This is a genomic window from Variovorax sp. OAS795 (genome assembly GCF_040546685.1).
GTDB lineage: Bacteria > Pseudomonadota > Gammaproteobacteria > Burkholderiales > Burkholderiaceae_C > Variovorax.
Map to the genome: position 1 here is coordinate 1,870,004 of NZ_JBEPOH010000001.1, position 23,505 is coordinate 1,893,508.

The 23,505-nt window shown below is 62.9% G+C and carries 17 protein-coding genes; 16 read left to right on the forward strand and 1 reads right to left on the reverse strand.

Annotation, left to right across the window (positions count from 1 at the left end; genetic code table 11):
* Window positions 1-2 precede the first annotated feature (2 nt).
* Genes ABID97_RS08920 through ABID97_RS08930 form a run of 3 tightly spaced genes read left to right on the forward strand, consistent with a single transcriptional unit; the run spans window position 3 to window position 1,773 of the window.
* On the forward strand, window positions 3-779 hold the full coding sequence (locus tag ABID97_RS08920) for an SDR family NAD(P)-dependent oxidoreductase (RefSeq protein ID WP_354398158.1): 777 nt from the start codon (window positions 3-5) through the stop codon (window positions 777-779).
* Window positions 779-1,306, forward strand: a complete 528-nt coding sequence (locus ABID97_RS08925; RefSeq protein ID WP_354398159.1) for a MarR family winged helix-turn-helix transcriptional regulator — start codon at window positions 779-781, stop codon at window positions 1,304-1,306. Before ABID97_RS08920 ends, ABID97_RS08925 begins: the two co-directional genes overlap by 1 nt.
* A gap of 2 nt (window positions 1,307-1,308) precedes the next feature.
* The gene (locus tag ABID97_RS08930) at window positions 1,309-1,773 is read left to right on the forward strand and encodes an acyl-CoA thioesterase (protein ID WP_354398160.1); all 465 of its coding nucleotides are present in this window, start codon (window positions 1,309-1,311) and stop codon (window positions 1,771-1,773) included.
* A gap of 32 nt (window positions 1,774-1,805) precedes the next feature.
* Here ABID97_RS08930 and tssJ read toward each other — a convergent pair whose 3' ends face one another.
* Complete coding sequence (gene tssJ / locus ABID97_RS08935) at window positions 1,806-2,489, reverse strand: type VI secretion system lipoprotein TssJ (protein WP_354401707.1); 684 nt, start codon at window positions 2,487-2,489, stop codon at window positions 1,806-1,808.
* Here tssJ and ABID97_RS08940 point away from each other — a divergent pair.
* The 13 genes from ABID97_RS08940 to tssM all read left to right on the forward strand — a co-directional run bounded on the left by ABID97_RS08940 (window position 2,443) and on the right by tssM (window position 23,505).
* Window positions 2,443-2,703 carry a hypothetical protein gene (locus ABID97_RS08940; protein WP_354401854.1) on the forward strand — a complete coding sequence of 87 codons (261 nt, stop codon included), beginning with the start codon at window positions 2,443-2,445 and terminating at the stop codon, window positions 2,701-2,703. The two genes, tssJ and ABID97_RS08940, sit on opposite strands and share 47 nt — an antisense overlap.
* Before the next feature lie 398 nt (window positions 2,704-3,101).
* Window positions 3,102-5,816, forward strand: coding sequence for a type VI secretion system ATPase TssH (gene tssH, locus ABID97_RS08945; protein ID WP_354398161.1), 2,715 nt, complete (start codon window positions 3,102-3,104; stop codon window positions 5,814-5,816).
* Between the two features lie 144 nt (window positions 5,817-5,960).
* Window positions 5,961-6,497, forward strand: coding sequence for a type VI secretion system contractile sheath small subunit (gene tssB / locus ABID97_RS08950; RefSeq protein WP_354398162.1), 537 nt, complete (start codon window positions 5,961-5,963; stop codon window positions 6,495-6,497).
* A gap of 43 nt (window positions 6,498-6,540) precedes the next feature.
* Window positions 6,541-8,037 carry a type VI secretion system contractile sheath large subunit gene (gene tssC / locus ABID97_RS08955; RefSeq protein ID WP_354398163.1) on the forward strand — a complete coding sequence of 499 codons (1,497 nt, stop codon included), beginning with the start codon at window positions 6,541-6,543 and terminating at the stop codon, window positions 8,035-8,037.
* 129 nt (window positions 8,038-8,166) lie between these two features.
* Window positions 8,167-8,652 (forward strand): Hcp family type VI secretion system effector, encoded by a 486-nt coding sequence (locus tag ABID97_RS08960; protein ID WP_354398164.1) that lies wholly within the window; start codon window positions 8,167-8,169, stop codon window positions 8,650-8,652.
* Window positions 8,653-8,780: 128 nt separating this feature from the next.
* A complete protein-coding gene (gene tssK, locus ABID97_RS08965) occupies window positions 8,781-10,136 on the forward strand; it encodes a type VI secretion system baseplate subunit TssK (protein WP_354401708.1) in 1,356 nt (451 codons plus the stop codon).
* A 79-nt stretch (window positions 10,137-10,215) separates the two neighbouring features.
* Window positions 10,216-12,795, forward strand: a complete 2,580-nt coding sequence (locus ABID97_RS08970) for a type VI secretion system Vgr family protein (RefSeq protein WP_354398165.1) — start codon at window positions 10,216-10,218, stop codon at window positions 12,793-12,795.
* On the forward strand, window positions 12,795-13,733 hold the full coding sequence (locus ABID97_RS08975) for a DUF4123 domain-containing protein (protein ID WP_354398166.1): 939 nt from the start codon (window positions 12,795-12,797) through the stop codon (window positions 13,731-13,733). The genes ABID97_RS08970 and ABID97_RS08975 overlap by 1 nt, the downstream gene beginning before the upstream one ends.
* Window positions 13,734-13,817: 84 nt before the next feature.
* Window positions 13,818-15,101 carry a hypothetical protein gene (locus ABID97_RS08980; protein ID WP_354398167.1) on the forward strand — a complete coding sequence of 428 codons (1,284 nt, stop codon included), beginning with the start codon at window positions 13,818-13,820 and terminating at the stop codon, window positions 15,099-15,101.
* Window positions 15,098-15,673 (forward strand): Tli1a family immunity protein, encoded by a 576-nt coding sequence (tli1a, locus tag ABID97_RS08985; protein ID WP_354398168.1) that lies wholly within the window; start codon window positions 15,098-15,100, stop codon window positions 15,671-15,673. Before ABID97_RS08980 ends, tli1a begins: the two co-directional genes overlap by 4 nt.
* Window positions 15,673-17,811 (forward strand): T6SS phospholipase effector Tle1-like catalytic domain-containing protein, encoded by a 2,139-nt coding sequence (locus ABID97_RS08990; protein WP_354398169.1) that lies wholly within the window; start codon window positions 15,673-15,675, stop codon window positions 17,809-17,811. Before tli1a ends, ABID97_RS08990 begins: the two co-directional genes overlap by 1 nt.
* A gap of 128 nt (window positions 17,812-17,939) precedes the next feature.
* Complete coding sequence (gene tssL, locus ABID97_RS08995; protein ID WP_354398170.1) at window positions 17,940-19,292, forward strand: type VI secretion system protein TssL, long form; 1,353 nt, start codon at window positions 17,940-17,942, stop codon at window positions 19,290-19,292.
* 22 nt (window positions 19,293-19,314) lie between these two features.
* A complete protein-coding gene (gene tssM / locus ABID97_RS09000) occupies window positions 19,315-23,505 on the forward strand; it encodes a type VI secretion system membrane subunit TssM (protein ID WP_354398171.1) in 4,191 nt (1,396 codons plus the stop codon).

A 23,505-nucleotide genomic window follows, 5' to 3' on the forward strand; every position in this document is an offset into this window, starting at 1 on the left:
GTATGTACGCAAATTCACTGACCGGCCGCCATGCCCTCGTCACCGGTGCCGCGCGCGGCATCGGCGCCGAGATTGCCCGCACCCTGGCCGCGGAGGGCGCCACGCTGACCTTGCTGGGGCGCGACGCCGATGCGCTCCGGCGCGTGGCCGGCACGCTCGCGGGCCAGGGCCACGGTGTTGCCGCTGCCGACGTGGCCGACGCGCAGGCGGTGCAGTCCGCCTTTGCGGCGGCCCGCGCCGAGCGCGGACCGGTCGCCATCCTCGTCAACAACGCCGGCGCGGCCGAGAGCGCGCCGTTTCTCAAGACCTCGGTCGAGCTCTGGCAGCGCATGCTGTCGGTGAACCTGACCGGCAGCTTTCTGTGCGCGCAGGCGGCGCTGCCGGACATGCTCGAAGGCGGCTGGGGCCGCATCGTCAACATCGCCAGCACCGCGGGCCAGAAAGGCTATGCCTATGTGGCGGCCTATTCGGCGGCCAAGCAAGGCGTCATCGGGCTCACGCGCTCGCTCGCGCTCGAAGTGGCGCGCAAGGGCATCACGGTGAACGCGGTGTGCCCCGGCTATACCGACACCGACATCCTGCGCGCGAGCGTGGCCAATGTGGTGGGCAAGACGGGGCGCAGCGAGGCTGATGCGCTGGCCGAGTTCTCCAGCGTCAATCCGCAGCGCCGCATCGTGCAGCCGGCCGAGGTGGCCGATGCGGTGCGCTGGCTCTGCGGCGATGGTGCGGCGTCGGTGACCGGGCAATCCGTCTCGGTGTCGGGCGGGGAGGTGATGTGATGCGCAACGACGCCTCGCACGCCGCGCTCAGCGACGCCGAAGAACTCGGCCACGAGGCCCGCGCCGGCCGCGAAGACCACGCCATGCTCCGCCTCTGGCTGCGCATGCTTGCCAGCACCACGCAGATCGAAGCCGAGATCCGGCGCCGGCTGCGCGAGCGCTTCGGCATCTCGCTCGCGCGCTTCGACTACATGGCCCAGCTCTACCGCTATGAAGAAGGCCTCAAGATGCGCGTGCTGTCGCGCTACCTGATGGTGACCGGCGGCAACGTCACCGGCTTGACGGACGAGCTTGAGCGCGACGGCCTGGTGGCGCGCGCACACAGCCCCGACGACCGGCGCTCGTGGATCGTGAGCCTCACGCCCAAGGGCCGCGCAAGCTTCGAGACCATGGCCAAGGAACATGAGCAATGGATCCTCGAGATGTTCTCGGGCCTGGACATGAAGATCGTCAAGCAGATGCACACGCAGCTCGGCCAGCTGCGCGTGCACGTGATGCGCGGCGAGCCTTCGGGCGAGGAGGGCTGAACATGACGGGTCCGGCAGCGCAGCCGCAACAAGCCTCGGGCGCCGAGTTCCAGCGCCCGCGGATGATCCGCTTTTCCGATTGCGACCCCGCCGGCATCGTCTTCTATCCGCAGTACTTCGTCATGCTCAACGGCCTGGTGGAAGACTGGGTGAGCGAAGGGCTGGGCATCGACTACCACGCGTTCATCAGCGAGCGGCGCATCGGCTTGCCGACGGTGCGGCTCGAGGCCGACTTTCGCGCCGTGAGCCGCATGGGCGACCGCGTCGTGCTCGGCCTGGCCGTGGAGCGGCTGGGCTCGCGCTCCATGACGCTCGCGCTGCGCTGCTTCGATGCGGCCAGCGGCGAACTGCGCATGCAGGTGAAGCAGGTGCTCGTGACCACTTCGCTGGAGAGCCATCGCGCCGTCGAGATTCCGCAGGATATGCGTGCGGCCATGCTGCGCGGTGCCGCTCCGTTGCGCGCTTGAGGACAAGCGGACCCAGAACGGTTCATGCGAGGTCACGGCGGCATTGGGGGGTTTTCAATTCCTCTAATCGAGCCTTTTCCAAGGTCTCCCAATGCAGGTTTGCTCGGCAATTGTGTGCCGCTGCTCTCCGGATTGAGTGACCCGCGGAGCGGATGCTTCTTGCCGTCTGAAGGGTTTTGGTCCAACCCCTTTGCCGACTCATTCGCGTATTGAACGGGCCTTTGCCCCGCCTCTTCATCAGTCAACAAGATGGCGTTGGATTGAAGGCCGACTTTGAGCTTCGCCTTGTTAGCCGGAATCACCACCCGATACCAGCTCGATTCGGGCGCAGCGGGCAGCTTATGAATGACCCGCCACACTGCGTTCGGTAGATCTCGATAGCCCGCGAAAAAACCGATGGCAGTGGTTTCAGGATTCGACTTTCGCCGGATCTCGCGTTTTTCTCCTGGGCGGATCACGAATTGGTCGACTGCAAGCAAGTCAGCACCGAGAGCCGCTTTGTCTGAATTCTGAAGAGCGAAGAAATCGGCATCCTGAAAAGCGACGTCGGATTTCAGTTCGTAGACCCGAAGCAGCATGGGGGCGCCCCGACCTTTCAGATCCAGATTCAAGTCGCGATTGGCCTCGATTGAGATCTCCAGGCGTGCTTGCTCCTTCTGTGGGGGGGAGTTGCCTGCTGACAAGCTGCCACAAGCTGCCAAGACCAATGGCGACAAGAGGGCGAGAACTGTTTTGCTTGCATCCCGATTGAACGAGGCGACACGTTTTTTTGCTCGTGAGCTTGCGGCCGCCGAGTTGAAAGGGGCTTCTCGTCGGCTGGTTGGCTCGTGGCAAAAGTTCGACTCACTTGCATGGGTGTTCGGCATGGATTCCCTGATGTTTGGTGCTGCTCGAAGATTCAATTACAACACCAACTTTCAGGTTGTCTGACTGAAAAAACACGACACTAAGCTGAAGTGTTTTCGGGTGCGAATGTGTCTTGATATTTGACAAAGATCAATTCAATTAGCCAACGTAAATTAGAATTATTTTGAGGATTGTCAGCCATTGTTAGATCAAAGTAATACTTTGGATTTCTTGGGCGAGCGACTCACGGAGAGAAGTCACGATTTAAAATCAAATATTGAAAATTGGGATGCGGGCCGTCGCTTTTGTTATTGACGGTGAAGCAGAATGCCGAGCAACTAAATGGCGGACAGGGAGTTCTCTAATGGCTTGCGGCAGACTTTCCATGACAACAGGTGCGATGTCACCGTGTGAGCCACGCGTTCCGGGAGGTAGTTGGGGGCGCCACAACCCGTCACAAATGTGCGATCTGGTTGGGTGAGGTGGCCATCGCTCGAAGAGTCTTGTTCGGCAAGCTCAACCCCACACTTTTTCGCGCCGCCGAGTCGGCAACTGCATTCGCAAAGCTGCGCGGTAATCCATACGTCGAGCTCACGCACTGGATTCATCAGCTTTGGCAGCTTAGCGACAGCGATTTCCACCGGATCTGCCGCTACTACCAAATCGAAGCGCAGGCCATGGAACGGGATCTGGCCCTGGCGCTGTCGGCACTGCCTGCAGGCGCCACTTCGTTGAGTGATTTCTCGCATCACATCGCGTCAGCAGTCGAGCGGGCATGGATTCTCTCCAGCCTGGAGTTTGGCGACAACCACATTCGCGGTGCGTGGTTGCTGACAGCTTTGGCGCAAACGCCTGAGCTGCGCGCGGTCTTGATCGGCATATCGCCGCAGTTCCGAAAAATCCCCGCCGATCAGGCGTCGGATGCACTGGCCGCCGTCATTGCAGGATCGCCTGAAGAACGCGAGGGGCCTTATGAGGGGGCGGGCTTGGGTGCCGCCGTGCCGGGCGAGGCGAGCGGTGCAGTCTCGGACGCGTCGCAAGAGGGGTCAGCGCTCACCAAGTACTGCGTCGATCTGACCGAACGTGCCCGTTCGGGAAAGATTGACCCGGTGATTGGTCGCGCGTACGAGATTCGCACGATGGTCGACATCTTGCTGCGGCGCCGTCAGAACAATCCACTGCTCACCGGTGAAGCTGGCGTGGGCAAGACGGCGGTGGTGGAGGGCCTTGCGCTGGCCATTGCGGCCAGCGAGGTGCCCCCGGCGCTGCGCAAAGTTCGACTTTTGAGCCTGGACGTAGGGGCCCTGTTGGCGGGGGCGAGCATGCGCGGCGAATTCGAAGCGCGGCTCAAAAGTTTGCTGACCGAGGCGGAGCAATCGCCCGAGCCGATCATCCTCTTCGTGGACGAGGTCCACGCGCTGGTCGGGGCAGGCGGACAGGCCGGCACCGGCGATGCCGCCAATCTGCTCAAGCCTGCATTGGCGCGCGGCACGCTGCGTACTGTGGGCGCCACCACCTGGACAGAATACAAGCGCCACATCGAAAAGGATCCGGCACTCACGCGGCGTTTTCAAGTGCTGCAGGTCATGGAGCCGGAAGAAGCTTCGGCGGTGGAAATGGTGCGGGGGTTGGTGCCGACCTTCATGCGGCATCACGGGGTTGCGGTGCTGGACGAAGCAGTGCGGGCAGCCGTCGTTCTGTCGCACCGGTACATTCCCAGCCGCCAACTTCCTGACAAGGCCATCAGCCTGTTGGACACCGCATGCGCCCGCGTGGCGATGTCATTGCATACGCCGCCCCTTGCCGTTGAAAACCTACGCCAGCGCTTGGCGGGCCTGCTGACCGAGCTGGAACTTCTGGCGCAGGAGGGCGTGGTCGCCCATGGGGCCTCGGAGCGTTCGGAGCGTGTTGCCGCTGCCGCAGCGCGAATGGACCAGACGCGCGCCGATCTCGAAATCCAGGAGGCCCGATGGCAGGACGAGCTCTCGCTGGTCCAGCAAATACTGGTGCAGCGGGTGCTCGAAAACGACGGTGCGATCAAAAATCAAGAACGCAACCCCAGCCCTGCTCCCTCGGCTGAACTGGCGGCGCTTGAAGCGGCGCTGATCGAGCGCCAGCAGGATCATCCATTGATCTTTCCGCAGGTGGACGAGGCGGTCGTCGCTTCCATCATCGCGGACTGGACCGGCGTGCCGGTAGGACGCATGGTCAGGGACGAGGTCGCGGCGGTTTTCGAGCTTCACGCCACGCTCGACCGCCGTGTGATCGGGCAGGGAACTGCGTTGGCAGCCATTGCCGAGCGCGTGCAGACGGCACGTGCGCGTCTCACCGATCCCGGCAAGCCGGTTGGGGTTTTTCTGTTGGTTGGGCCCTCAGGGGTCGGCAAGACGGAGACCGCACTCGCCTTGGCCGAAGCGATGTATGGCGGCGAGCAGAACCTGATCACCATCAACATGAGCGAGTTTCAGGAGGCGCACACCGTATCCACGCTCAAGGGATCCCCGCCCGGGTATGTCGGTTACGGAGAGGGCGGCGTGCTAACCGAGGCCGTGCGCCGCAAGCCCTATAGCGTGATCCTGCTCGATGAGGTCGAGAAGGCGCATCCCGATGTGCATGAAATCTTCTACCAAGTCTTCGACAAAGGCTGGATGGAAGACGGTGAAGGACGCCGCATCGATTTTCGCAATAGCACGATTCTCCTGACCAGCAACACGGGCTCGGAGTTGATTGCGAACCTTTGCGAGGATCCGGCCTTGATTCCCGATACCGCGGGCTTGCGCGAGGCGTTGCAGCCATTGTTGCGCAAAGTGTTCCCCGCGGCTTTCATTGGCCGGCTCTCGGTCGTTCCGTACCTGCCCTTGGAAGAGGCCGCGCTCGCGCAGATCGTTGCCCTTCATCTGGGGCGTGTGGTGGCGCGCATGAGAGAGCAGCACGGCATCGCATTGACCTGCACACCCGCTTTGGCGGCGCACATCATCGCCCAATGCGGCACCCACGAAACCGGTGCCCGCCGCCTGATCGGGTTCATCGAGCAGCGATTGCTCCCTGTGCTTGCGCGCCACTGGCTGGAAGCCCTGCAAGGCAAGCGCCAGATCGTCCGGATCAATGCGGATGCAGGGGATACCGCATCCGAGCACGGCTCGCTCCAGGCTTCCGAGGGAGGAGATGCCATCGCCTGTCAGATCGAATACGCATGACCTCCTGTGATCTGCCGGCTGACCGGCGCTACCGCCGTTCTCCGCACGGGCGCGAGTGCTGTCCGTCGCCGCCGCTGGATTGAAGCGGCATTTTTTACTTTCGGTTCTCGTCATCCACTTTCTTGCCATCCAGTTGGGACTTCCATGATCAACAACAGCAGCCAAAAATTCATCGCCCGCAACCGGGCACCCCGCGTGCAGATCGAGTACGACGTGGAGATCTACGGCTCGGAGAAAAAGATAGAGCTTCCCTTCGTGATGGGCGTGCTGGCGGACCTGTCGGGAAAGCCGGTTCAGTCCTTGCCCTCGGTCAGCGAACGCAAGTTTCTCGACCTCGATATCGACAACTTCGACGAGCGCATGAAGGCGATCCAGCCGCGCGTGGCTTTCGCCGTGCCGAACACGCTTTCAGGTGAGGGCCAGCTGATGGTCGACATCACGTTCGAAAGCATCGACGACTTCTCGCCGGCCGCCGTGGCTCGCAAGGTCGAGCCGCTGCAGCGCCTGCTGGAGGCGCGCACGCAACTGTCCAACCTTCAAACCTATATGGACGGAAAGGCCGGCGCCGAAAGCCTCATCAACAAGCTCATGCAGGACCCTGCGCTGATGAAGTCGCTGGCCGCGGCGCCGAAGCCGGAGTCTGTCGCGGACAAGGATGGCTCAGAAGCAGCTGCGGCATGACCTCAGGGTCGATTGCTCCTCAAATCAAAGGGAAGGAATACTCATGAGATCAAACACCAAACAGGCCGCATCCGTTTCGACGCAAATTGCGGACGCTTCGGACTTTTCCTTGTTGCTCGACAAGGAGTTCAAGCCCAAGACTGAAGAAGCCCGCGGTGCTGTGGAAGCCGCCGTTCGCACGCTGGCCGAGCAGGCACTGGTCAACGCCTCCACCATGACAGACGATGCCTACAGCAGCATCGAAGCCATCATTGCCGAGATTGATCGCAAGCTCTCGGAGCAGATCAACCTCGTGCTGCACAAGGAAGAGTTCCAGAAGCTCGAATCTGCCTGGCGCGGCATGCATCACCTGGTGTCCAACACGGAGACCGACGAGAAGCTCAAGATCCGCTTCATGGACGTATCCAAGGACGAGTTGCGCCGCACGATGCGCCGCCACAAAGGCATCGCCTGGGACCAGAGCCCGGTGTTCAAGCGCATCTACGAAGAAGAGTACGGCCAGCTGGGCGGAGAACCCTACGGTTGCCTCGTCGCCGACTACTACTTCGATCACACGCCCGCCGACGTCGAATTGCTGGGCGCGATCGCCAAGATCTCGGCAGCCTCGCACGCTCCTTTCATCGCCGGTTCGGCCCCGTCGCTGCTGGGCATGGAGTCGTGGCAGGAACTGGCCAATCCACGCGACCTTGCAAAGATCACATCGAACCTCGAGCACGCCCCCTGGAATTCGCTGCGTGACACCGAAGACTCGCGTTACGTGGGCCTTGCCATGCCGCGCTTCCTCGCGCGCCTGCCCTATGGCGTGAAGACCAACCCTGTCGACGAGTTCGATTTCGAAGAAGAAACCGACGGCGCCGATCACAAGAACTACGTATGGAACAACGCGGCCTACGCAATGGCCGTCAACATCAACCGCAGCTTCAAGCTCTACGGCTGGTGCACGATGATCCGTGGCGTGGAGTCGGGCGGCACGGTGGAGAACCTGCCTTGCCATACCTTCCCCACCGATGACGGCGGCTTCGACATGAAGTGCCCGACCGAGATCGCAATCTCGGATCGCCGTGAAGCCGAACTCGCCAAGGCGGGCTTGATTCCGCTGGTGCATCGAAAGAACACCGACCACGCCGCCTTCATTGGCGCGCAGTCGATGCAAAAGCCGCAGGAGTACATGGACCTCGACGCGACAGCCAACGCCAACTTGTCGGCGCGGCTGCCGTATCTCTTCGCTAGCACCCGTTTTGCGCACTACCTCAAGTGCATCGTGCGCGACAAGATCGGCACGTTCAAGGAGCGCGACGACATGCAGCGTTGGCTCAACGAATGGATCATGCATTACGTCGATGCCGACCCCACCAACTCGTCGCAGGATACCAAGGCACGTCGTCCGCTGGCCGCCGCGGAAGTGGTGGTCGAAGACATCGAAGGCAATCCCGGCTTCTATAGCGCGAAGTTCTTCCTTCGTCCGCACTTCCAACTCGAAGGCCTCACGGTTTCATTGCGGTTGGTGGCCAAGCTGCCATCGCTGAAGGAAGCCGCCTGATACGAGGTCGCCCAATGCAGGTTTGGCCGAAGTGGCACTCAGACGCCGCTCGGCACAGCGTTTTTGGATGCAACGGCGTCCCAACGTCAACTTGGCCGACAGGTTTTTTCAACGCAAGGGAGTTTTTATATGTCTCAGGATATCTTTCTCAAGATCAACGGAATCGAAGGCGAGTCGCTCGACTCGGCGCACAAGAACGAGATCGAGGTGCTGGCCTTCAATTGGCGCGCGCTGCAAGAGTCGACCATGCACGCGGGCTCTGGCGGCGGCGCCGGCAAGGCGACTGTGGAGGATCTGGAGTTCGAACATTTCGTCGATCGCGCCAGCCCCAACTTGATGAAGTATTGCCTTACCGGAAAGCACGTGCAGGAAGCCAAGCTCACGGTGCGCAAGGCCGGCGGCAACCCGCTGGAGTACCTCAAGTTCACGTTCACCGACGTCATCATCACGAGCATCCAGCCCTTCGGTTCCAACTCGGATGAACTGCGAGTCAAGGAACGCGTGCGCCTGTCGTTCTCTAAGATCAAGCAGGAATACGCCGTGCAGAACGCACAGGGTGGAAGCGGCGGTGCCGTCACCGCGGGCTACGACATCAAGGGCAACAAGGAGTCCTGATCTGTGAGGCTCTCATGAGCCTCTTCCGGGCATTGAAGCCGGGCCTCGATGCGCAGACGGCTGCATTCGAGGTCTGGCGCGCTTGCCAAGCGTCTTTCCTTTCCACTTATTCAGCGGCGGTTTCATACATGAGTTGGTACAACAAGGTCGCCTGGAGCGAAGGCCTGTTTCTGCGACCGCAGTTGTTTCAGCAGCAGGAGCGGTATCTGGAGCATCTCTCGCACAAACGTGCGGCTGCGCTCAGTCCGTTCTACTGGGGCTTCAGCCATTTCGCCATCGATGCCGAATCTCTGTCGCTCGGCAAGGTCGTGCTCGCCAGCGCGGCCGGCATCTTTGCCGACGGAACACCGTTCGACACGCCCGGACAAACGCCGCCACCGGCGCCGCTCACGATTCTCCCTGAGCATCTGGAGCAGATCATTCATCTCGCGGTGCCGATCCGCACGCCCAACGGCGAAGAGACCAGCTTCGACGAGCCGGGGGCGGCTACCGCGTCTTTGGCGCGCTTCTCTGTGTTCGATACCGAGTTGCGCGATGCCAACTCCATTGGACAGGGATCGAAGACGGTTCAGTTGTCTCGCCTGCGCCTGCGCCTTCTGCCGCAGCGCGAACTGACCGACGCTTGGATCGGTCTTCCTCTTACCAGGGTGACCACACTGCGTTCGGATGGCAGCATAGCCTTGGACACCACGCTCATTCCGCCCGTTGCAGGTTATGCCGGCAGTACGCTGTTGAAAGACTGGCTTACCAACCTGCACGGCCTGTGCCGGCTTCGCGCCGAATCGCTCGCCGCCCGGTTGAGCGGCAACGATGGAAAGTCGAGCGAGGCGGCCGAAGTTTCCGACTTTCTGCTGCTGCAAATCCTCAACCGCTACGAACCCTTGTTCGAGCATTGGCTGCGTGTCGGCGACACGTCGCCCGAGCAACTCTACACAGCGCTGCGTACCTTGAGTGGAGAGCTTGCAACCTTCGTGCGGGCCAGTACCCGGCGTCCGCGGCCGCATCCTGCCTACGAACACGCCAACCCTTACTTGTCATTCAAGGAACTGATTGGCGATGTGCAATCGCTGCTCAATGACGTGCTGGTGCGCAGTGCGCAAAGTATTCCGTTGGCCAATCGCGCCAATGGCGTGCGCGTGGCCAGCGCCGAGCCGTCGGAACTTCAGGCCTTCTCAAGTCTGGTGTTTGCGGTCGCGGCGCATGTGCCACTCGATCAACTCGCTACGCAATTTCCGGCGCGCTGCAAGGTGGGACCGAGTGATCGATTAAGCGAACTCATTCGGTCGCACTTGCCCGGAATCCCTTTGCAGACCCTGCCTGTGCCTCCGCGACAGATCCCTTTCAACGCCGGCTTTGTGTACTTCCAGCTCGATCCTCGCGGACCGCTGTGGGAGCACATGGTCAAGCACGGCGGGCTCGCATTGCATGTGGCCGGGGAATTCCCCGGACTGCGCATGGAGTTGTGGGGAGTGAGGGAGAAATGAATTCCCAGGCAACTCGCGCGGCGCACGCATGCTCGCGCGCCCGTTCGATCAACCGTCATTGTTCATTGAAGGAGCAGCCATGCTGCTGACCAGCCGAACCCTGCGCGTGGAGTCCCCCGCAATTCCCGTTGTCCTGGGCCGCCCGGCGCTCGAACCGGTGCGCCTGTCCGGCCGCGAAGGCCTGAACAGCCTGTTCGCGTACGACCTCTTCCTGAAGACCCCCGATGACCTGAACCTCGGCGCCAGCGGCGCGGCCGACTGGGACCTGGACAGCTTCATCGGCCGCGAGATCAGCTGCACCATCCAGCTGGACGGCATGGGCGAGTTCCTGCCCGGGGCCGTCGGCGCCTCCGTCGACCACCTGGGCGCCGGCGAGCGCCACATCAACGCCCTCGTCACCGGCGCCTGCGTCTGGGGCGAGGAGGGCCGCCATGTGCAGTACAAGCTCACCCTGCGCCCCTGGCTGCACCTGGCCACCCTGAGCACCGACTGCAGGATCTTCCAGAACAAGAGCGCCATCCACATCCTGGACGAACTGCTGGCCGACTATGCGTTCCCGGTCGACAAGCGCCTCATCGAGACCTACCCCAGCCGCGACTACCAGACCCAGTTCAACGAGAGCGACTTCGCGTTCTTCAGCCGCCTCACCCAGGAATGGGGCATCAGCTACTTCTTCGAGCATTCCGCGACCGAAGGGGCCTCCGGTCCCGGCAAGCACCGGCTCGTGCTCATCGACAACATGGGCGCGTACAAGCACAACGACAGCGCCGCCTACCGCGAGGTCCAATACCACGCCCCGGGCTGGAAGACCGATGCCGAATATCTGCACAGCTTCGTCCCCGCGAACCACCTGACCAGCGGCCAGTATGCCAGCCGCGACTACGACTACACCCGGCCCAAGGCCGACCTGACTCAGGGCCGCAAGGACCCGCGCCCGACCGGCCAGGCCGACGCCGAGGTCTACCAGTGGCATGCAGGGCAGGCTGGCAGCCACTACGCCCAGCCCAAGGCCGGCAGCGCCCAGGCCAACGACCCCCAGGCCGAAGGCCGCCAGCTCGCCCTCTTGCGCATGCAGGCCCTGCGCACCCATGGCGCCCGCGCCCAGGCCAGCGGCAACCTGCGCGGCATGGTCCCGGGCTGCACCTTCAGGCTTCAGAAGCATCCGCGCCAGCAGGCCAACGCCGAGTACCTGATCCTGGACACCCGCCTGATGATCGAGGACGTCGCGCAGGACAGCCAGATCCGGGAGGCGGCCGACGGCCGCAAGCAGCACTGGAAGGTCGAGGTCGACTTCACCGCCCATCCGATGTCCGAGCCGCTGCGCCCAGCGCTCACGCAGGCCAAGCCCTTCACCCACGGCCCGCAGACCGCGCTGGTGGTCGGCCCCGAAGGCCAGAACCTGTGGACCGACGAGCTCGGCCGCATCAAGGTGCAGTTTCCCTGGGACCGCATCGGCCAGAAGAACCAGCACAGCACCTGCTGGCTGCGCGTTGCCAGCCCATGGGCCGGCAACCAGCTGGGCGGCGTGCAGCTGCCGCGCATCGGCCAGGAGGTGATCGTCGACTGCATCGGCGGGGACCCGGACCTGCCGGTGTGCACGGGGCGGGTGCACAACCAGAGCAACCTGCCGCCCTGGGCGCTGCCGGGGCAGAGTGCGTTGTCGGGCTTCCGCTCGAGGGAACTCACCAAGGAAGGCGGCAACAGCGCTGCGGGCCGCAGCAATCACCTGATCCTCGATGACACCGAATCGAAGATCCAGGTGCAGCTCAAGAGCGACCACCAGCACAGCCAGCTGAGCCTGGGGCACATCACGCGCATCGAGGACAACGCAGGGCGCAAGGACCCGCGCGGCGAGGGCTATGAGCTGCGCACGGACGGCCACGGCGTGCTGCGCGCCGGCGAGGGCATGCTGATCAGCACCGAGCCGCGCGGCAATGCCCTCCGTCACGCCAAGGACATGGGCGAGACCGTGGCGCGCCTGACGCAGGGCTGCGATCAGCACGAGGATCTGTCCACAGCGGCGAAGCAGGCCGAGGCCCATGAAGCCGGCGATCAGGACGAGGTCGCAAAGGTGATCAAGACGCAGACCGATGCGATCAAGGGGCAAGGTGGCAGCAAGGCCGAAGGCCGGTTCCCCGAACTGGCCGAGCCGCACCTGGTGCTCGCAAGCCCGGCGGGCATCGAAACCACCACCGCCCAATCGACACACATTGCCAGCCTCGAGCACAACGCGCTCACCAGCGGCGGGCACACCAGCATCTCGGCGGGCAAGAGCCTGCTGGCGAGCGCCAAGGAAGCCATTCGCCTGTTCGCCTTTAAGGCCGGCATCAAGCTTGTGGCCGCCAATGCCGACGTCGACATCAAGGCACTGAAGAAGAACATCCACTTGCTGGCCAAGCTGGACATCACGCACACCGCCAACAAGATCACCATCACCGCCAAGGAAGAGGTACAGATCAACGGCGGCACCAGCTACAGCCGCTGGAACAACGCCGGCATCGAGCACGGCACACAGGGGCTCTGGCGGGAGCATGCCAGCATCCACAGCATGGTCGGGCCCAAGAGCCTGCCCGTGCCGGACTCCAATTTTCCTGAGCCGGTGTGCAAGGAATGCCTGCTCAAGGCGCAGGCGGCGGCCGCCGCATTTGGAACCCGCTGATGAGCAGCTCTACTTATCTGCAGGAAGCATTCGCGCCCGAGTTTGCCCAGCAGCTTGTGCGCTGGCAAGAAGCGATGGGCGGCGACTCGTGCTGGGCACTGGTCGACGGCGCACTTGCCGGGGCCGAACGCATCCTGCATCTCTCGGCAGCCTATGGCGATCCTGTCCATGCCTTCGAGGCGACGCATCTCCATGCTTATGACGAACTGGGCCTTTTTCTGTGGCCGCTGGCGTCATTGCTGGAGCGCGACGATGCAGGCGCGCTCCTGAGCGAATTGACGACAGTGCCGGCGGTCAGCTTCATCGCCACATCGATGCCGGCAGGACCGACCGGCGACGCCCTCGCGTGGCTGGCTGGCGCGACCACCACGGACGGATTGCAGTTGTACCTGCGCATCGGTGACTCCCGCGTGCTGGCACCCGCATTGGCCAACCTGACGGTGCAGCAAATGGCGCGGCTCAAGCGCTGCGTCACAGCGTGGGCCGCAACGGACCGTGCGGGCCGACTGGCGCCGCTGCCGCTGGTTGCTACCAGGTCCGGCCCGGAAGTGCCATCAACCGCAAACAGCATCGTGCTCGACAACAGTGCCTACAACAGCATCCTGTCGGCATGCCTGCCCGACATGCTGCACGCCGAACTGTGCCGGGCCGACCCTGAATTCATCGGCGCGGGCGTGCAGGCGGTATCCGCTCATGAATGGTTCACCAACACCCTGGAACGTGCCCGGACCAAGGGCGCCAGCCAGTTCCCAGACCAGGTCGAGTTCACGCGCATTGCCCGGTGGAACTCCGAGACCTTCGAGAACCTGCCGGAACTGGCCTCGACCTGGGAGGCGTTGCGCCAGGGCGGCGTCTCGCTGACCTTACTGCGCCAGCAATGGACTGATGCGCAATGGCACGCCATCGAAGTGCTCACGCAACGCGAGGCGCAAGGCTGAAGTGCGCAAGGCCGAATTGCAAAGGTCGGGTCGGTGCACAGCGTCAAAGCCCCGTCGCGCCGACTTCACGAGGAAAGACTGTTGATGACTGACTCTCCACACCCCATCGAGCCGGCTTCTGCCACGACCAGCAAGAAGGCATCGCTAATAGCTTTGTTCGCATGGGCTGCCTATCTGCCCGTGGTGACCTGGCGGATTGCGACGGCCAATCCGTCCGGAGGCGCAGCCTACGCCATGGCAGCAGCCCTGCCGATTTTGTTTGGTGGGGCGTTGTTTATCGGGGTGATCGCCGCTTCGATCATTGGCGCGTGTACCAAGACGGTCCGGGCAAGCCTCTCTGGGCTTCTATTGGGAGTGCCACTTTCCGGTTTTGTCTATGGAGCCATCGATGAAATGGAGCAATCAAAGCAGCAGGCCATCTCGGCACAAAACGATCGGGAGAGGGCTGCCATTGCTCAGCGCGCTGCTGCCATTGCTCGGCTCGTTGCGGCCGGCGACCGTGAGCCACTACGCGAGGCGTTGGCCAAACCTCCCGTCGAGGCGGAGCTTGTTTGCAAATTGGGCAACCTACAGAGCGATGAGTACGGCAACTCACGTTCGCCACGGGCTTTGAACGCCGCTGGCATGTTGCTTTTCGCGGAGTTGGCCACTGAAACGGACATTTCGATCAGGCAGAAGCAGGTGATCATGTTCGCCACATTGGTGGTATTGGCGGATCGGAATGTGGAGGGGGATGTCGGCCTGCTAGTCGATTGGCTGGCGTTGTGGCGCAAAGCCGTACTGGGCGGGGCCGAGACACTCATGCTCGATACGGAATGGGTGGGCGGGCTCAATTACGGTGACGGTTGTTCGACATATAGCCAGGCAACCCTTGTCGAACAGGTTTTTCGCGGGTGGAAGGATAGCGGAGTTACGGCGTGGTTGGAGGCCGGATTCACATTCACGCCGCTGCAGTTCCGGGTGGTACGCAATACCATCGAATCCGCGGAGATTCTGGAGCGTGTGGTGGAGTCTGGCGTCGACGTGCGTGCTCCCATTCCCGTCTCCCTCGATCCCCGCGCGGCACGTTTCCAGCCTGTACTTGTCGAGCGGGCAGCTCAGTGGACTCGACAACTGGATAACGTCGATCACCCCGAAGAAATCGTAAAGCTGGCCACGGTTCTGGTGAAGCTGGAAGAGGAGGGCGAAGCAAGAAAGGAAGCTTGCAATGCGTTTTTACGGAGTGAGCGTTCCCGTGTTAACGCGTTGGCAGCCAAGGATCATCCCTACTTTCCGTCTGTTGGCATCAAGGATGACACGCCAGAGAGGCTGAGAAGCGGCGCAGCGCTTCGTTTGGTGCTCTGCCCAACCAATCCGCAGGGGAAATGATGGCAATCGACCCCATGCGCCGAGCCGTGTCTCTTGGCCAGATGTTCGGCCGCTTGCTGCAGCTTGCGATGGCTCTTGCGCTGCTGGCGCTTGCCAGCGCGTGCCAGCCGGCGGAACTCACCGAACCGGCCAAGCCCGCGTCCTACGCCGCAGGCATCACCGGCTACAACTTCACGTCGGAGGGCGTGCAGGAGTTCTACGTCAACGGCCAATGGGGCTCGAACCTACCGCCGTATGGCGGAGGCGGCGGTACGACGTGCTGCGTCAACGTGCTAAAGCACTGGCGCCCTGGCCTGGTCGCCAAGATCGATTGGACGATGGGCCGATGGACGACCCCTTACGAGAGCAGAAAACACCTGCCCATAAGAGAGCAAATTGCGTGCTGCTCGGCCGAGCGCACCCTCTCCAAAACCGTCCCCATAGAGCGCTATGACCCTGAAGGCGGCGGACTGCAGGTGTTCTTTCTGCCCAACGACGAAATCAAGGTGTGGGTCAGCAACTACGACCTTGGCCATGAGAAACATCCTTCCGGGATGGCCTATCCCAAGAACCCCGATCCCAAGGAGCAATGATGGCTGTAGAAGCAATCCCCGAAGTGATCCTTGCCGGCTCGCGCCCGCTGAGCGTGAGGGAGAAGATCCAGCGTTCGGACGCCACCGCGTGTATCGACCGCACCGACAAGCACACCTTGTGCGATAGCCACGTCCATGTTGGCATCTTCTTCGACGGCACCAATAACAACATGGAGCGCGATCGGCCCAAGCTAGGCCACAGCAATGTGGTTGTGCTGCATGACGCCTACAAAAATGAGCCGGGTAACGGCTACTACCGGTTTTATGTTCCGGGTGTAGGGACCAAGTTCGAGGCCATCGGCGAGAAAACCGAGACGGCTGATGGCAAAAGTAAGGCCACCGGTGGCGATGCGCGCATCAACTGGGCGTTGATTCAGATGCTCAATGCGATGCATAGAAGCATAGTGGGAGAACGCCTCGTCTCCGACGAACAAGCCAAGATCGACGTCAAGAACGGCCCCATGCACAGGGACACGGATTCCGGGGTCACGACGGCCAACCTCCCGGGCAAGCAGCAGTACTTCATTGCCAGCGGGTTGCTGGACCGGCTGGAGGTCGCCCTGAAGTCGCGCCCGCCCAAGAAGCTGACGCTGGTCAATGTCTCCGTCTTTGGCTTCTCGCGCGGCTCGGCGCAGGCACGCGCTTTTTGCTACTTCGTGCAGCAGCTATTGCTCAAGCGCGGCGAAGGCGGCCAAGGCTATACCCTGGCGGGCGTGCCCTTTCGGTTGCAGTTTCTGGGCCTCTTCGACAGCGTGGCCTCGGTCGGGCTGGCCAACGCCACGCCGGGCTTCAAGGGCCTGGGTGGCTGGGCCAATGGCACGCAGGAGATCGTGGACTGCGTGGAGCGCACCGTGCACCTGTGCGCGGCGCATGAGATACGCACCAACTTCCCCTCGTCGACGGTGCGCATCGGCAACAAGTACCCCTCCAACGCGGTGGAAAAGGTTTACCCCGGCGCCCATTCGAACGTGGGCGGCGGCTATGCGCCGCGCGACCAGGGCAAGAGCATCAACGGTCGCAGAACGCTGCTGTCGCAGATACCCTTGCGCGACATGTACGACGAGGCGCGGGCAAGCAAGGTGCCGCTGCTGAGTGAGATCGAGCTATCCAAGGTAGATGGCGGCACCAAGGTGGTCGCCGATCTCGACATCGCCCCCGAATGCGCCGACCTGTTCAACGCCTACCGCGCCTGGGCCATGCCCGCTGCGGCGGCGGGCAACGTGGAGAAGACGCTGCAGGCCCACATGCGCTACTACTGGCGCTGGCGCATCCAGCATGCCAATGGCATTCACAAGCTGCCCAGCTACGCGCTGGCACTGCGGCAAGACCAGATCGACCTCTGGGAGAGCAACGGCGACTTTCTTTCCGACTGGCAGCAGGCCGAGGGGTTGCAGGCGGCCGCGGAAACCAAGGTCATGGGCTTGGATCCGTCCATCGACCCCAATGCGGGGCTGCCTTCGATGACGCAGGCGCGGCACGATTTTCTGAAGGTGCTGCGTGACTTCAAGCTCAAGGAGTCGGGCAGGGTTCCGCCGCTGGTGGACCGCTTCTTCGACGAGATGGTCCACGACTCCCACGGCTCGTTCTACATGGCCGGGCCGGTGACCGAGTTCGATCGCCAGGAAAAGATCAAGCAGATCGATAAGAAACTCGAAGCCACGCGCCTGAAGATGGGCAACGTTGCTGCCATGCACGGCAAGCGCAAGGTGTTCACGCGGGAGGACGTGGTGTGGACGCTGTCGGACCTGGAGCGCCGGATCTACGAAATCCAGAAGCAGCCGGACAGCAAGGACGACAAGGGCAACCTCTTGGGCATCTATCCGCTGGTAACCGATGCGGACCGAGATCAGCTGCTTGAAATGGAGAACACCGAAACCTCCCTCGCGGTGCGGGCGGTCACGCGCAAGACGCGCCGCGAACTGGGCGGGCATGTTTGCTACCGGGACGTGTTCAACCGGAGCGCAGGGGTGGACGCGACGATCGAACGGGCCGCAACCCCTGCGCAGGTTGCCAGCCCCGCCGAGAAGGCCCTGGCCAGGCAGGCCAGGCCTGCCGAAGAGGCCCTGGCCAGGCAGAAGAAGCAGTGGGAGGCCGAGTCCAGGGAGTTCCAGCGTACGCAGCTGGTCTGGAAGCGCTGATCGATCTTCGCCATCGCAATTGCTCCTTTTCCTTCTCCCGCTCCTTCTACTTTTCATGAGTTCTCTTCAGATCATCCGGGGCCACGACAAATGGCGCCTCTTCCAGTTCCCTTTACTCCTGGATCCCCATGCTTGAAACAAACGCATCCGGTGAAAAGCCCGATGCAACCGAGGCAGCCCCGCAGGCCGATGCCGAGAGCAGTTTTCGGCATACCCCGCCCCTGGGTGACTTGCCTGCAGGCGTGCAACTGGCGCCCGAACCATCGACCCAAGAGCGGCTGGCCGCGATCAGGACTGCCCAGAATCCCTTGCTCGAAGCTGCGCAGCCGCTGCTGCGCGCGCTGGCAGACATGCCAGCCACACTCGACTATGACGGCATCAAGGTCTTCCACAACCTGCTGGCGCGCGAGGTCCTGGCCTTCCAATCGCTTGGGAACATTGCGCAGATCAGGAACGAGCATGTGGTGGCGGCGAGCTATTCGCTGTGCACCGCGCTGGACGAGGCGGCCAACAGCACGCCATGGGGTGGGGGCAAGGGCAGCGAAGCGGGTGTCTGGTCGAACCAGCAGCTGGCGGCGCAGTTCCACGGCGATACCAAGGGCGGAGACAAGTTCTTCCTGCTTGTAGGGCGCATTGCGGCCAGCCCGCAGGAGCACACCGATCTGCTGGAGCTCATGTACCAGATTCTCGGCCTGGGTTTCGAGGGCCGCTACAGCACGGCTAAAGACGGGCGCCGCCAACTCGAAACCATCCGGCATCGCCTTCTCGCCTTGCTGGCATCCGCGCGTGGCGAAGTGCCCACCGACCTGTCACCCCATTGGAAGGGTGCCGGAGCAGAAAAATCCAGTCTGCTGCGCAGTCTCCCGGTATGGGTGACCGCCTCGGTTCTGGCGCTTGTGCTCGTGGGGCTTTTCGCCTGGTACAAATACCAGCTGCTCAGCGCCAGTGCCGATGTGGAGCAGCGTATTGCCGCCATCGGGCGCCTGCGCGCGCCACCATCGCCCGCCGCCAAGCCACTGCGCCTCAAGGAACTCCTGAGCGCAGAGATCGCCCGCGGTACCGTGAGGGTGGAGGAAGACGATCACCAGAGCGCCGTGACCTTCAAGGGCGACGATATGTTCGTGCCCGGCCAAGCCCGACTCAATCCGAAGATCCTGCCCGTGCTCGCCAAGGTGGCGGACGAGATCAATCAGGTCACCGGCACGGTGCGGATCACGGGGCATTCCGACAACCAGCCCATCAAGACCCGCGAGTTTCCGAACAACCAGGTTCTGAGCGAGAAGCGGGCGGCCGCAGCGGCGCAGATTCTGCAAGACAAGGGCGTGGCAGCCTCGCGCATGAAGGTCGAGGGGCGCGGCGACACCGCACCGTTGGACGACGGCAAGACGGCCGCCGCACGTGCGCGCAATCGCCGCGTGGATATCGTCGTCACGCAAGGCGGCGTTACTTCCGCGCCAGCCGCGCATGCCGCCGGCCGCTGAGTGCGGCAGTTCAGGAAATTTCATGCAATACCTCAAAGAGTTCTTGGCCTTTGTTTTCTCGCGGCAGATGCTGGTCTTTCTCGCGGTCGCCTTGCTGTGCCTCGTGATCTGGTTCGTGGGGCCGCTGCTTGGCGTGAACGGCCTGCGGCCGCTGGCATCCGTCAGCGTGCGGGTGACATTCATCGTGCTGCTGCTGGCATTGAGCGTGTTGTGGCTCCTGTCGTGGCGTCTCACCCCGGTGGCCTTGGCCGCGGCATGCCTGCTTGTGTGGCATGCCGGCCCGCTGCTGGCGGTGGGCGCGGCCAGGCCGCTTGCACCGGCGTGGATCCGTGCTGCGGTCATCGCGACGCTGGTGCTGGCGTACACGGCGTACTGGCTCTATCGGCTGCTCAAGGCCATGCAAGAAAACCAGAACTTTCTGGACAAGTATCTGAGCTTCGGCAAGGACCCCGCCAAGGAAGAGCCGGCCCGGGCGCAACTCAAGACAGTCGCAGCGGCCGTCGACCGCGCACTCGAGCAACTGAAGAGCCTGCGTGCCCGCGGCGGACTGGGTCGCCTGTTCGAGGGCAAGCGCTACTTGTACGAACTGCCCTGGTACATGATCGTCGGCACTTCCGAAGCGGGCAAGACGACGGCAGTGCGAAACTCCGGCCTGCAATTTCCCGTGGCCCGCAAGATGGGCAATGCGCCGCGCAGCACGACCCTTGGCGCAGAGGACGGAACCGTTCATTGTGACTGGTGGTTCACCAACGACGCGGTGTTGATCGACACCGCTGGCCGCTACGTCGCGCAGGAAAAAAATTCCGCCGCTGACCCTGCCGAATGGACCGGCTTCCTCGGCTTGCTCCGCAAGCACCGCGCCCGCACACCCGTCAACGGTGTCATCGTTGCGATCAGCGCGGAAGAACTGTTGACCATGGACCCGGCTGCACGCACCGCGCATGCCGGCATGGTCCGCGACAGGCTGGCCGAGTTGCGGGAGGAACTTGGCATTCGCTTCCCGGTTTACGTGGTGGTCACCAAGATGGACCTGCTGCGCGGCTTCGGCGAATATTTCAGTTCACTCACGAGCGAGGGGCGGACCCAGGTCTGGGGGTTCACCCTGCCGTCGGATGGAATGAAGAGCGGCCGCGAGGCCGACATCGCGGCGAATCGCGAAACGCTGCGTGTACGAGTGGGAACCGAACTCGCGCTGCTCAAGCATCGGCTTGCCGCCGGTTTGCGTGCGCGCCTGTGCGAAGAGTTCGACGTCGATCGCCGGCGCAGGCTTTTCGCATTGCCCCAGGAGCTTGCCGGCTTGGCGACGCCATTGGAACAAGTGCTCGACGAGGTGTTTCTCGATTCGCGTTTCGACGACACCCAACGGCACAACACCCTTCGCGGTGTGTATTTCACCAGCGGTGCCCAGGCCGATGTCGATCTGCCGGCCAACCTAGACACGCTGGTGCAGCGCTTGTGGCGCAGCCTGTGCATTTCGCAGCCCGGCGGCGCGCCCGACCGTAGTGCCAGGAACACGGACGCGGTCCGAGGCTCCCCGGCATCGGTTCCCAGCGAATTGGCGCAGCAGCCCAAGGGGCGCGCGCCTTCCGAGGTCGCGGCCGATGCTGAGCAGCCCATAGTTTCGGTGGCAAAAGCCCAAGTCGCTGCCATAGAGGGAGTCGACACGTCGCCGAACCGCGGTCAGCAAGGCTTCTTCATTCAGGACTTGCTGACCAAGGTCATCATTCCGGAGGCGCATCTGGTCCGGCCCAATCTGCGCTGGATACACCGCAATCGCCTGTTGTTGCTGCTGGGGCATTCGTTGGCGGTGGTGGTCTTCGTATGGCTGGCTTTTGCGCTGGTACTGAGCTTTGACAACAACCGGCAATACCTTGCCACCGTGGGCCAGCGCGCCGAGGCTTTGACTGCGCAGGTGCGCGGCTTGTTCGTCAACTTCAAGCCCACGGGCGTACCCGATGTGCTCAATGGTGCGCGCGAGTTGCCGGGCTATGCGGGGCTGGACATCGACAACCCGCCAGTGAGCTTTCGGTACGGGCTCTACACCGCGCCGCCTATCCTGAATGCCTCCGCCGAAACCTATGCGCAATTGCAGGAGCACATGCTGCTGCCGCCCATCCTGCAACGCATGGAGGCGGTGCTGACCCAAAGCCTGCAAGCGCGCGATGCCAAAACATCCTACGAGACTTTGCGGGCCTACAAGCTCCTGCACGACAAGGAACGCTACATGAAGGACGGTGGCGCCCGCGATGTACGCAACTGGGTGTTCAAGGACTGGGAGACGGCCGACAGCGCCGCGGTGTTCGGCGGCCGTGCCTCCATGGTGGGCCACGTGGAGGCACTGTTTTCAGGCGCAAGGCCAGTGCAATCCGCGTCGCTACCCAAAGAGGCTCTGGTGCGCGATGCGCAGCATTTCCTCAATAGCAATACCTCGACCCAGCGTGTCTACGAGCGCGCCAAGACAGCCATGCTGCCCGAGGCGCCGCAGGAGTTCACCCTGGTGCGTGCGGTCGGCCCGCAAGTGGGCACGGTCTTCTCCCGCGTTGACGGATTGCCGTTGGAAAAAGGCGTGCCGGGCTTGTTCACCTATGAGGGCTACCACGATCTTTTCAACAAACGACTGCCCGAATTCGTGAACAGCGCACTCGAAGACGATGCCTGGGTCATGGGACGCGGTGGTCGCTTGGGAGGCGTCGATCAAAAAAAAACGCTGCTGGATGACGCGGCGCGCAAGCTTCAAAGCGATCCATTGCTTGAGGACATCCGTCGTCAGTACCTGACCGAGTATGCGCAGCAATGGGAAAGCTTTCTTGATTCGGTGCGCACGGTGGGCGGGGCGGACACAACCGGCGCCAGCCTTGGGTTCGACCTGAACGTGCTTCGCCAGCTCGCCGCGCCAGACTCGCCTCTGGCGCGCCTGGCGCGTGCAGCGGCGCGGGAGACCACGCTGTCGCGACCTTTGGTCACGCGCTCGCAACAGGACAAGAGCTTTCTGGACAAGGCGACGGACGAGCTGAACAATCAGACCGCCGCGATCGGCAAGAACTTCGGCATCCGTCCCGAAGAACGTCTTGAAAGGCAGATTGTCGACAACCGCTTCGCCGCCTTGCGTGAAGTCGTCACGGGGCAGCCCGACATCGCACTGGGGAGTGCAGGCGCAGCGGGCGCCAAGCCCGGTCTGGAAGCCATATCGGGGCTGCTCAACGAGTTCTATACCCTGTTAGTGGTCGCTGATACGGCCCTTCAGGCCGGAAGTCTTCCGCCGGGCGGCGCCGAGGTCGGCGCCAAGCTCAAACTGGAGGCAGGCAAGTTGCCGGCGCCTTTTCGCGAGGTGTTGAGTGCACTGGCCGCCAGCGGCGGCGACAAGGTCGGTCAGGGCTCGACCGATATTCTGCGCAAGCAGGCGCAACTGCAGCTGGACCGCATCATGGGCCTGATGGCCATGCAGGTGAGTGAGCCGTGCAAGCGGGGTCTCGAGGGCAGGTATCCGCTGGCAGCAGTCGCCCAGGATGCCTCGGTGGAAGACTTCACCTTGGTGTTCGCGGTGGGCGGGGCGGCGGATGAGTTTTTCACCAGGTACCTCATGCCCTTTGTCGACACGAGCGTTCGCCCCTGGCGCTACAAGAGCCCCGACTCTGCCAGTGCCATGGTTGGCGCCGAGAGTGTCGCGCTGGGCGTCGCACCGGCGCCCGCAACCACCGGTCCCACCCTGCTGGGCGAGTTGCTCAAGTTGTTGACGCAGAACGGACCCAATCTCGAGGCGTTCTACAGGGCGCGCCAGATCCGCGATTTGTTCTTTCGCGAGGCGGGCGGCAAGAAGCTCGCGTGGAAGATGGAAATGAGAGTGCTCGACCTCGATCCGACCATCAACGAGTTGATGATCGACATCGATGGCCAGGGACAGCGCTACATCCACGGCCCGGTGCAGCCGATCACCGTCAACTGGCCGGGCCCCCGCGGCGGCTCGATGGCCGAACTCGGTGCCATACCGCGCATTTCGAGTGCCACCTCCAGCGTGACCGCGGTCGGGCCCTGGGCGCTGTTCCGCATGTTCGACAAAGGTCGTGCGATAGATACCGCCACACCGGGGCGGCAGACCATCGAATACAGCTTCGATGGGCGCAAGGCGCTTGTCGACATCAGTTCCGGCACTCAACCGAACCCCCTCAATAGCGATCTGCTGAGGGGATTTCGCTGCCCGGGCCGGGCTGGTTGA